11 protein-coding genes and 1 tRNA gene are annotated in these 9631 nt (G+C 60.8%); 7 read left to right on the top strand and 5 right to left on the bottom strand.

Features of this window, described 5'->3' with window-relative positions; translation table 11 throughout:
- The 3 genes from Q0L57_RS31600 to Q0L57_RS31610 form a co-directional block, all read left to right on the top strand.
- Positions 1 to 863: betaine/proline/choline family ABC transporter ATP-binding protein (locus tag Q0L57_RS31600; protein ID WP_296747018.1), on the top strand; the 863-nt coding region annotated here is incomplete at its 5' end.
- A gap of 147 nt (positions 864 to 1010) precedes the next feature.
- The gene (locus tag Q0L57_RS31605; RefSeq protein ID WP_296747019.1) at positions 1011 to 3047 is read left to right on the top strand and encodes an NADH:flavin oxidoreductase; all 2037 of its coding nucleotides are present in this window, start codon (positions 1011 to 1013) and stop codon (positions 3045 to 3047) included.
- Positions 3048 to 3105: 58 nt separating this feature from the next.
- The gene (locus Q0L57_RS31610; RefSeq protein ID WP_296747020.1) at positions 3106 to 3444 is read left to right on the top strand and encodes a cupin domain-containing protein; all 339 of its coding nucleotides are present in this window, start codon (positions 3106 to 3108) and stop codon (positions 3442 to 3444) included.
- Between the two features lie 260 nt (positions 3445 to 3704).
- Here Q0L57_RS31610 and Q0L57_RS31615 read toward each other — a convergent pair.
- Positions 3705 to 3781, bottom strand: a tRNA-Met gene (locus Q0L57_RS31615).
- A 239-nt stretch (positions 3782 to 4020) separates the two neighbouring features.
- Here Q0L57_RS31615 and Q0L57_RS31620 point away from each other — a divergent pair.
- Positions 4021 to 4986 carry a Gfo/Idh/MocA family oxidoreductase gene (locus Q0L57_RS31620; RefSeq protein WP_296747021.1) on the top strand — a complete coding sequence of 322 codons (966 nt, stop codon included), beginning with the start codon at positions 4021 to 4023 and terminating at the stop codon, positions 4984 to 4986.
- Between the two features lie 34 nt (positions 4987 to 5020).
- On the opposite strand, the gene mnmA is transcribed toward Q0L57_RS31620, so the two are convergent.
- Together mnmA and Q0L57_RS31630 are read right to left on the bottom strand one after the other, a co-directional pair.
- Positions 5021 to 6211 carry a tRNA 2-thiouridine(34) synthase MnmA gene (mnmA, locus tag Q0L57_RS31625; RefSeq protein ID WP_296747022.1) on the bottom strand — a complete coding sequence of 397 codons (1191 nt, stop codon included), beginning with the start codon at positions 6209 to 6211 and terminating at the stop codon, positions 5021 to 5023.
- Positions 6208 to 6369 (bottom strand): hypothetical protein, encoded by a 162-nt coding sequence (locus Q0L57_RS31630; RefSeq protein WP_296747023.1) that lies wholly within the window; start codon positions 6367 to 6369, stop codon positions 6208 to 6210. Before Q0L57_RS31630 ends, mnmA begins: the two co-directional genes overlap by 4 nt.
- Before the next feature lie 98 nt (positions 6370 to 6467).
- Between Q0L57_RS31630 and Q0L57_RS31635 the strand changes: the two genes are divergently transcribed.
- Positions 6468 to 6743 carry a DUF1153 domain-containing protein gene (locus Q0L57_RS31635; protein WP_006203587.1) on the top strand — a complete coding sequence of 92 codons (276 nt, stop codon included), beginning with the start codon at positions 6468 to 6470 and terminating at the stop codon, positions 6741 to 6743.
- Between the two features lie 70 nt (positions 6744 to 6813).
- On the opposite strand, the gene Q0L57_RS31640 is transcribed toward Q0L57_RS31635, so the two are convergent.
- Positions 6814 to 7740: an NADP-dependent oxidoreductase gene (locus Q0L57_RS31640; RefSeq protein WP_296747024.1), complete on the bottom strand. Its 927-nt coding sequence runs from the start codon at positions 7738 to 7740 to the stop codon at positions 6814 to 6816.
- A gap of 90 nt (positions 7741 to 7830) precedes the next feature.
- On the opposite strand from Q0L57_RS31640, the gene Q0L57_RS31645 reads away from it, so the two are divergent.
- Positions 7831 to 8235, top strand: coding sequence for a helix-turn-helix domain-containing protein (locus Q0L57_RS31645; RefSeq protein WP_296747025.1), 405 nt, complete (start codon positions 7831 to 7833; stop codon positions 8233 to 8235).
- 90 nt (positions 8236 to 8325) lie between these two features.
- On the opposite strand, the gene Q0L57_RS31650 is transcribed toward Q0L57_RS31645, so the two are convergent.
- On the bottom strand, positions 8326 to 8703 hold the full coding sequence (locus tag Q0L57_RS31650; RefSeq protein ID WP_296747026.1) for a flagellar export protein FliJ: 378 nt from the start codon (positions 8701 to 8703) through the stop codon (positions 8326 to 8328).
- A 446-nt stretch (positions 8704 to 9149) separates the two neighbouring features.
- Between Q0L57_RS31650 and Q0L57_RS31655 the strand changes: the two genes are divergently transcribed.
- A partial coding sequence (locus Q0L57_RS31655; protein WP_296747027.1) for a response regulator transcription factor occupies positions 9150 to 9631 on the top strand: 482 nt, incomplete at its 3' end.

Consider the following 9631-nt stretch of genomic DNA (forward strand, 5'->3'; position numbering starts at 1 on the left):
GATTGTCCGGCTCCGGCAAGTCGACGCTGATCCGGCACATCAACCGCCTGATCGAACCCACCTCCGGTTCGATCATGATCGACGGACGCAATATCCTCGAGATGTCCGAGGTGGAGTTGCGCGAGTTCCGCCGCAACCAGACGGCGATGGTGTTCCAAAGATTTGGACTCCTGCCGCACAGGACCGTCATCGACAACGTGACGTTCGGCCTCGAAGTGCGCGGGATCGAGGCGTCCAAGTGCCGTCAGATCGCCATGCGATGGATCGACCGCGTGGGCCTCATCGGGTTCGAGCATCGCTATCCGAACGAATTGTCCGGCGGCATGCAGCAGCGCGTGGGGCTCGCGCGCGCGCTCAGCAACGATGCCTCTATCCTCCTGATGGACGAGGCCTACTCGGCTCTAGATCCTCTGATCAGAACCGACATGCAGACCATGCTTCTGGAATTACAGGCGGAGCTCAAGAAGACCATCGTCTTCATTACGCACGATCTCGACGAGGCGTTGAGGCTCGGCGACCGGATCGTCATCCTGCGTGACGGTTCGATCATCCAGCAGGGCGACAGCCAGGACATTCTCTTGCGTCCCGCCGACGACTACATCGAGAGATTTGTGAAGGACGTCAATCGCGCCCGCTTCATCAGGATCGATGCCGTGATGGATCGTGCACCATGCTCCGAGAAAGCGTCGCTGCCGAGGCTGAAGTCCGGCACCACACTCGAGGTCGCGGCGAAGGAGTTGACGAACTCGACGTACGACCAAGCTGTCGTTGTCGACGGCGGCAGCGAGCCCCTTGGATTGGTATCCCTCCGGCAAATCACCGCCGCGTTGTCCTCCCCCGCCGAAACGAAGTCGTCGGCTTAGACACACCGCAACGATCTATCTGCTAATGATACCATGAATAGAATTACAGTTTACCGAAAATGCAGTGCGTAAGAAACTGCGATCAACCAACAGTCGACATGCCGAATGGCATTGGATCGGCGAAACTATGCCTGGCGAGTTCATGAAATGTCAAATGATCCATTGCTGCAACCTTTCCAACTAAAGCATCTGACTCTCCGAAACAGGATCATGTCGACGTCGCACGAGCCTGCCTACACAGAGGATGGCCTGCCGAAAGAGCGCTATCGCCTCTACCACGCCGAGAAGGCAAAGGGCGGGATGGCGCTGACAATGATCGGCGGATCCGCTGTCGTCGATATCGACAGCCCGCAGGCATTTGGAAATATCCAGCTTCACAAAGATGAAGTCGTGAGATGGCTGGGCGAGCTTGCCGATGACGTGCATTCGCACGGCGCCGCGGTGATGATCCAGATGACGCATATGGGCAGTCGAACGTACTGGAATAAGGCCGATTGGCTGCCGATGATCGACGCATCCCATGTGCAGGAGCCCGTGCATCGCGCGTTTCCAAAGGCCATGGAGGATTGGGACTACCAGCGCGTGGTCAACGCGTTCGCCGACAGTGCCGAGCGGGTCAAGGCATCGGGACTCGATGGGTTCGAACTTGAGTGCGCCTCGCATCTGATTGCGCATTCCTGGTCACCGGCGACCAACAAGCGCGAAGACGAGTATGGCGGATCGCTCGAAAACAGGATGCGGTTGGTGATGGAGATCCTGGCCGCGATCCGCAAGCGGATCGGCCAGGACTATATCGTCGGCGTTCGAATGGTTTGTGACGAAGCCCTGAACAGGGGGCTGACGGCCAACGAAGGTGTGGAGATCGCAAAACGTTTGTCGGCCAGCGGAATGATCGACTTTGTGAACGTCATTCGGGGCCATGCTTCGAGGGATGAGGGGTTGAGCCATGTCATCCCGGGCATGGGCAAGCCCTCGGCGCCACATCTTGATTTCGCGGGCGAGGTTCGAAAGGCGGTGGGGCTTCCCACGTTCCATGCGGCAAGAATTCAGGATGTGGCCACCGCGCGCCATGCGATTGCAAGCGGCAAGCTGGACATGGTCGCACTTACACGTGCTCATATTGCTGATCCTCACATCACTCGAAAAATAATGGAGGGCCGCGAAAACCAGATCCGACCGTGCGTCGGAATGGGCTACTGCATCGACTCCATTTATCCCGGCCAGGCGTCCTGTGTGCACAATGCCGCGACGGGTAGGGAAGGCACTCTGTCTCACATAATTTCGAGGAGCGAAGGTCCGCTCCGGAAGGTTGTGGTCATAGGCGCGGGTCCGGCCGGTTTGGAAGCTGCCCGCGTTGCGGCGGAGCGAGGCCACCGGGTGAAGGTCTTCGAAGCCGGTCCGAAGGCCGGCGGCCAGATTCTGATCACCTCCGCGCTGAAGCGGCGGCGCGAGATCCTGGGCATCGTCGATTGGCGGCTGGCGGAATGCGACCGGTTGGGTGTCGAGATCGAATACAATCGCTACGCCGAAGACAGCGACGTCTTGCAGGAAAATCCCGATATCGTCGTCGTCGCCACGGGAGGATTGCCCAGCCTGGACTGCCTATACGGCGGTCAGGACCTCGCAACGACAACCTGGGACATTCTGAGCGGAAGCGTGCCAGTGGCCAAATCAGTCCTGCTTTACGACGATGGCGGATCACACAACGCAATGACCGCGGCCGAATTCATTGCAGAGGCAGGCGCGGAACTCGAGCTGGTCGGTCCGACAAGGACCTTGGCGGCAGATATCGGGGCAACGACTTATCCCGCATATTTCAAGGCGCTGAAGAAGGCGAACGCCGTCGTCACGATGAACCTGCGAATCGAACGGCTCGAGCGTCGCGGCAACAAGATCGCCGCTGTCTTCCTGGACGACTACACGAAAGAGTGTTCCGAAAAGATCGTCGATCAGGTCGTCATAGAGAATGGTGTGACGCCGCTGGAGGACCTCTACTTCGCGCTTAGGCCGCTCTCGAAGAACCTTGGCGAGGTCGACTACAAGGCCCTTGTGGCGATCCAACCCCAGCAGACGACCAAAAACCCCGGGGGTGGCTTCCAGCTCTTCAGGATCGGGGACGCGGTGGCCAGTCGGAACATTCACGCCGCGATCTATGACGGTCATCGGTTCATGGCTGCCGTCTAGCAGCGTCAGATCGTCGGCAACAACTGCTTAGGCATCACCCCCTGGAAAGGACTACTTCATGCCCGTGCAACCACTCTCAGGCCGCATCGATCATGGCTCTCTCTTCATCGACCTCAATTCAATCGAGTGGACACCGGCGGAAGACGGCTTCTACATGAAGACGATCTACAAGGATGAGGTCAGTGGGGAATCCACCATCCTGATGAAGATGGATCCCGGAACGCGCTCCGCGATGCATTCTCACGATCAGGTCGAGGAAATCCTCGTGCTGGAAGGCTCCTTCTCAGATCAGGACAACACCTACACCGCGGGCCAGTATTGTATTCGCGCCGTCGGCGCCGAGCACGAGACGCATTCCGAAAACGGCGGCATCGTGCTGCTGATCTATCGAAATTAGTCGGGCCGTACGCTGGAAACGTTGCGGCCACCGGGAGCAAACGGTTGGCGTCACGCGGGTGGCAACGTCCGCTTTTGTGGTGCCAAATTCCCAAGCCGGCGTTCCGCTTTCAGCAATTGAAGATATTCGCCTTGGACACCAAGCGATACGACGCGTGCGTCTCGACAGAAGCAGGCTGAGCCTCGAAATCATCGACGATCATCGGCCGAGGCGCTACTGTCAGCCCGCGGTCTCGCCATGATTTCAATATTTTAGGGAGATGGTAGCGGGAGAGGGACTTGAACCCCCGACCCCAGGATTATGATTCCCGTGCTCTAACCAACTGAGCTACCCCGCCAGGGCGGCAAAAGGCTTGAAAACACGACCGGGATCGATCGGTAATTCAAGGCGTTCGCCAAGGTCGCGCGGATATAAGGTTGGCAGGGCAAGCCTGTCAAGCTTGGATAACGGCTCCGCGACAGCATAATCTCATCCCGAAAAAGCTTTGCCGGGCAGACAACGGAAGCGCGGCGCCGGGGTTGAGTTCGGCGGGGCACGTCGCTATGTCTCGGCCATGAAATTCTAGAGTTAGAGCGAATGAAGCCGCGCATCGCAGTCCTCGGTTGCGGATACTGGGGCAGCAACCATATCCGCACCCTCAAGGCGCTTGGCGCGCTGCATGCCGTTTCCGACGCCAATCGCGCCCGGGCCGAAGGTTTCGCCAGCGAGCAGGATTGCCTGGCGATCGAGCCGGACAAGCTGTTCGACCACCCCGACATCGACGCCATTGTGATGGCGCTGCCGCCGCAGTTCCATGCCGACATGTCGATGCGTGCGGTGGAGAACGGCAAGGACGTGCTGGTCGAGAAGCCGATCGCGCTGACGGTGCCGGACGCCGAGCGTTCGGTGCAGGCTGCGAGGGACAATGGTCGCGTCTTCATGGTCGGCCATGTGCTGCGCTACCATCCGGCCTTCGAGACGCTGAAGGCGCTGATCGACAATGGCGAGTTGGGCGAGGTCCGCTACATCCACTCGCATCGGCTCGGCCTCGGCAAATTCCACACCGAAAACGACGCGCTGTGGGATCTGGCGCCGCACGACCTGTCGATGATCCTGGCGATCACCGGCACCGAGCCGATCGAGGTGAGGGGCGAGGGCGCGGCACTGCTCGACAAGCTCAGCGACTTCGCGCATCTGCACATGCGCTTCCCGAACGGCGTGCGCAGCCATCTCTTCGCCTCCCGGCTCAATCCCTATCGCGAGCGGCGCCTGACGGTGGTCGGCACCAAGGCTATGGCCGTGTTCGACGACGTGGAGCCGTGGGAGCGCAAGCTTGCCGTCTATCGCCATGCGGTCTGGCAGGACAGCGGCCAATGGGCCTTCACCGCCAACGAACCGTCCTATGTGGCGGTGGGCCAAGGCATGCCGCTGACACGCGAACTCGCGCATTTCATGCAGTGCATCGAAACGCGGGCCGAACCGCGCACGGACGGCGAGGAAGCGATCCGGGTGCTGCGCATCCTGACGGCCGGCACGGTGACGCACACCGGCTCGTCCGCCTGAGGTTCACCCGCGGTGGCTCGCGGAATACTGGATCTTATTCGGCGGGAATTTGAGCTGGCCGCGCGGCCAGCCTGGAGAGCATCGCCTCGGCCTCGGCGCCGCGCTCGGAGCGCTCGATAAAGCCGCCGCCGAAAACTCGTGCCTCGTTGCCGTCGTCGGAATAGAGCACGCAGGCCTGGCCGGGGGCGATGCCGGACTCGCCATCCACCAGCTCGACCGACGTCACGCCGTCGCGGTGATGCAGCACGGCCGGGCGGGGCGGCCTGGTCGAACGGACCTTGGCGAACAGCTCGAGCCCGCCGGTCGGGACGTTCGACAACGGGCCGTCGCCCAGCCAGTTCATGCCGCGCAGGTAGATCTTGTGGGTCTCCAGTGCCTCGCGCGGGCCGACGACGACGCGGGCGCGGTCGGCATCGAGGTGAACGACATAAAGCGGCTCGCCCGAGGCGATGCCGATGCCGCGGCGCTGGCCGATCGTGTAGCGCAGGATGCCTTCATGGCGGCCGAGCACGCGGCCATCGATATGCACGATGTCGCCTGGATTGGCGGCCGCCGGCTTCAGCTTGGCGATGATGTCGGAATACTTGCCCTGCGGCACGAAGCAGATGTCCTGGCTGTCCTGCTTGGCGGCGACGGTCAGCCCCATCTCCTCCGCAATGGCCCGCACCTCGGGCTTCGACAGTCCGCCCAGCGGAAAGCGCAGATAGTCGATCTGCGCCTGGGTGGTGGCAAACAGGAAATAGCTCTGGTCGCGGTCGGCGTCGACCGGGCGGTAGAGCGAGCGATGCGCGCCATTGGCGCGTGAGCGGATATAGTGGCCGGTAGCCAGCGCGTCGGCGCCGAGGTCCTGCGCTGTCGCCAGCAGATCGGCGAACTTTACCGTCTGGTTGCAGGACACGCAAGGAATCGGCGTCTCGCCGGCGACGTAGCTTTCGGCGAAGGGATCGATGACCGCCTTGCGGAAGCGCTCCTCGTAGTCGAGCACATAATGCGGAATGCCGAGTGTCTCGGAAACGCGGCGGGCGTCGTCGATGTCCTGGCCGGCGCAGCAGGAACCGGCCCGATGGGTGGCCGCGCCATGGTCGTAAAGCTGCAGGGTCACGCCGACGACATCGTAGCCCTCGCGCTTCAGGATACCGGCGACGACCGACGAATCGACGCCGCCCGACATGGCGACGACGACGCGGGTTTCTTCGGGGCGTCCGGGAAGATCGAGGCTGTTCATGGTCTTTCACACTGCATGGCGCTGATGCCAACGGCCGGAATATAGGTCAAGCCTTCCGCCTGCGCCAGCTTGCCTTCCAAAGCGCTTCTTAGAGGCAGAATCACGGCCGCGGCGCCGTTTGCTTCAAATGCCGAACAAAAGCCTAACGCGACGTTCACGATCCTTACCTAGTGATTAGGGTTCGCTTAGGCAATTTTTAAAGCTGTGGCGGTAGTGTGGCGGGGATTGGGTCTTTGAGTTTTTTGTAGAGAGTACGATGACCGATCTGGTTAGACCTAGAGTCAAGTATGTTATCGGGCCTGACGGCAGCCCTCTTACGATTGCCGATCTGCCGCCTACCAATACACGGCGCTGGGTTATCCGGCGCAAGGCGGAAGTGGTCGCGGCGGTGCGCGGCGGGCTGCTCAGCCTCGAGGAAGCCTGCCAGCGCTATAAGCTCACGACCGAGGAATTTCTCTCCTGGCAGGCGTCGATCGATGAATACGGCCTGGCCGGGCTGCGCACGACGCGGATTCAGCAATACCGGCACTGAAGCGAAGCTTCACCAGATAATATGAAGGGCGCGGAATTCCGCGCCCCTTTCGTGTCCGGCGGCCTTCGAATCAGGCTGTCAACACGACCTTGCCGATCGGCCTGGTGGCAAGGAAGGCATGAGCGGCGCCTGCCTCATCGAGTGGGAAGGCCTTCGCTACATGGACCGATAGTTTCTTCGCATCGACCAGCTTGGCAAGTTCGACGAGGCCTTCGCGATCGGGTGTTACGGACACGCGTTCCACGTGGATGTTCCGCTCCTTAGCCGCAGCCTTGACAGCATCATCGACACCGAGCAGCGACACCAGGGTGCCGCCGTCGCGAAGCACCTTTAGCGACCCTTGGGCATTGTCGCCGCCAACGGTCTCCAGCACCAGGTCGATATCGGCAACCCGGTCCGCAAAATCGCCCCTGGAGTAGTCGACCACCTCATCGGCGCCGATGGAACGGACGAAATCAAGCTTGTCCGGGCTGGCGGTCGAGATGACATGAGCGCCGAGCGCCTTGGCTATCTGCACGGCCAAGTGACCGACGCCACCGGCGCCGGCGTGGATCAGCACGCGCTGGTCGGGCCGGATGCCGCCTTGCCGCACAAGGCCTTGCCAGGCGGTCAGCCCGGCCAGCGGCAGCGCCGCCGCGTGTGTGTGGTCGATCCTGCCAGGTTTCGTCGTGATCTGATCCGCTGGAGCCGAGGCAAACTCGGCGTAGGCGCCTGCTTGCCTGGGGAAGCGGGGCATGCCGTAAACCTCGTCGCCGACCTTGAAGCCGGTCACGCCATTGCCCAACGCCTCGACCGTACCGGAAATGTCCCAGCCGAGGACGAAGGGCGGGTCGCCGAGCAAACGGTAGTGGCCGCCGCGCACCGCGGCGTCGACGGGGTTGATGCCAGCTGCCTTGACACGAACGAGCACCTCGTCGCGCCCGGGGGAGGGGGTGGGTTGTTCAGCCACGAAAAGGACGTCGGGTCCGCCGACGGCATTCTGGATAACGGCACGCATGAAAGCCTCCTGGATGGATAATGTGCCACTATCATTTGGATAGTAATATTCCCTTGTCTAGTATGTACTATTTCTATAGATAGGTACCTCATGGATAGTGAGGAAAGCTCCCCGTTCGGCTACGATGCGTTCCGGCGTACCTGCCCATCGCACACCGTGCTTGAGATGCTGGCCAGCAAATGGGTTTATCTCACCGTCTGCGCGTTACGGCGCGGTCGCATGCGCAATGGCGAACTGGCGCGGAAGCTCGAGGGCATCACGCCGAAGATGCTGACGCAGACGCTGCGCGTGCTCGAGCGGGACGGCCTCGTCCGGCGCGAGGTGTTTGCGGTCATCCCGCCAAGGGTTGAATATGAGCTGACGGAACTCGGCCAGAATCTCTCGGAGCTGCTCAGCCAGATCCGCTCATGGGCGGAGGAACACGCGCCCGACATAAAAGGTGCCCGCGCGCGGGCATCGGCTGCTCATAACGACGAAATGGAAGCAATGCCTTGAGGCTGGCGGATCGGAGGGCCCGGTCTTCCTGGGCTTGCCGGTTCGACGCGAATGTCTGCTTTCGGCGACGGGATCGTTTGCGTCGGATGCCTAGCCGATCATGGCGCTACGACCGCCCACGTCCGGCTCGCGGATCTTGCTGTCGCGGGATTCCAGCATTTCCGCCTTGGAAAGCTCCGCTTCAGCTTCGCCTAGTAGTGATTCGGCGATGGTTCGCTGCTGAGCGAGGTCGCTTTGCGAGTTCCTGAGGTTGTCGCGGCGCAGGCGCGCCGCCTTTGCGAAGGTTGGATAGGCAAAATGGTTGATGTCGGTGATGCCGGCCTTCTTTTCCTCGGCGGCGACCTGAAGCTCCAGCTCGACGGCCATGCGCTCGAACTCGGCGATCATCATGTCGAGTTGCAGCAGCTGGCGCCGCTTCTCATTCACCTGAAACTGCTTCAGCCGAACGAGGTTTTCACGTGACTTCATGACTCGATACTCCGCAAACGCACACCTGCATATCGTCCAATCCGCCCGGAAACGCCCAAGCGCCGCCCGTTTCCCCCGGCTTTCCCCTCTCTATGGGAAACAAAGCCCTAAAGATTTTTGCCGGTGGTAACCATTCGTTTACGGGCATTGTTAATCATACGGGCGAGGACTTAAGGCCGGGTAAAAATTCCGGCTGCGGCGGGAAGCGCGGCCTGCGAGTCTCTGGAGTCACTTAGGCTGACTTATTAATGTGGTGCATTAGCGATTTGGGTCTGTGATTCGTTATTAGATTCAAGTGGGTGTAGAAAGGGGTTAAAAAATCTGATATCGTGGCTGACACGAAATTAGGATTTGTTAACCAGTCGGTGGCACCTTCTGTACAGGCAATCACTGCTCCGGTCCCGGACGGGTCGTGACATGGTCCGGCAGCAGAAAAGGGGAATGAAATGCGTGTTCTGCTGATTGAAGATGACAGTGCAACCGCACAAAGCATCGAATTGATGCTGAAATCGGAAAGCTTCAACGTCTATACGACCGATCTCGGCGAAGAAGGCGTCGACCTCGGCAAGCTCTACGACTACGACATCATCCTTCTCGATCTCAACCTTCCCGACATGTCGGGCTACGAAGTCTTGCGCACGCTTCGTCTTTCAAAGGTGAAGACGCCAATTCTGATCCTCTCCGGCATGGCCGGCATCGAGGACAAGGTCCGCGGCCTCGGCTTTGGCGCCGATGACTACATGACCAAGCCGTTCCACAAGGACGAGCTGGTGGCGCGTATCCACGCCATCGTGCGCCGCTCCAAGGGCCACGCCCAGTCGGTCATCACCACCGGCGACCTGGTCGTCAACCTCGATGCCAAGACGGTCGAGGTCGGCGGCCAGCGCGTGCACCTGACCGGCAAGGAATACCAGATGCTGGAGCTGCT

The organism is Mesorhizobium sp., from assembly GCF_024509055.1.
Taxonomy (GTDB): domain Bacteria; phylum Pseudomonadota; class Alphaproteobacteria; order Rhizobiales; family Rhizobiaceae; genus Mesorhizobium.

Bases quoted from the DNA above. Each gene is read 5' to 3' on its own strand.
- Q0L57_RS31635 (WP_006203587.1), top strand. From the start codon at position 6,468: ATGACCGATCTGGTTAGACCTAGAGTCAAGTATGTTATCGGGCCTGAC.
- Q0L57_RS31605 (WP_296747019.1), top strand. From the start codon at position 1,011: ATGTCAAATGATCCATTGCTGCAACCTTTCCAACTAAAGCATCTGACT.
- Q0L57_RS31610 (WP_296747020.1), top strand. From the start codon at position 3,106: ATGCCCGTGCAACCACTCTCAGGCCGCATCGATCATGGCTCTCTCTTC.
- Q0L57_RS31620 (WP_296747021.1), top strand. From the start codon at position 4,021: ATGAAGCCGCGCATCGCAGTCCTCGGTTGCGGATACTGGGGCAGCAAC.
- Q0L57_RS31645 (WP_296747025.1), top strand. From the start codon at position 7,831: ATGGATAGTGAGGAAAGCTCCCCGTTCGGCTACGATGCGTTCCGGCGT.
- mnmA (WP_296747022.1), bottom strand. From the start codon at position 6,211: ATGAACAGCCTCGATCTTCCCGGACGCCCCGAAGAAACCCGCGTCGTC.
- Q0L57_RS31640 (WP_296747024.1), bottom strand. From the start codon at position 7,740: ATGCGTGCCGTTATCCAGAATGCCGTCGGCGGACCCGACGTCCTTTTC.
- Q0L57_RS31650 (WP_296747026.1), bottom strand. From the start codon at position 8,703: ATGAAGTCACGTGAAAACCTCGTTCGGCTGAAGCAGTTTCAGGTGAAT.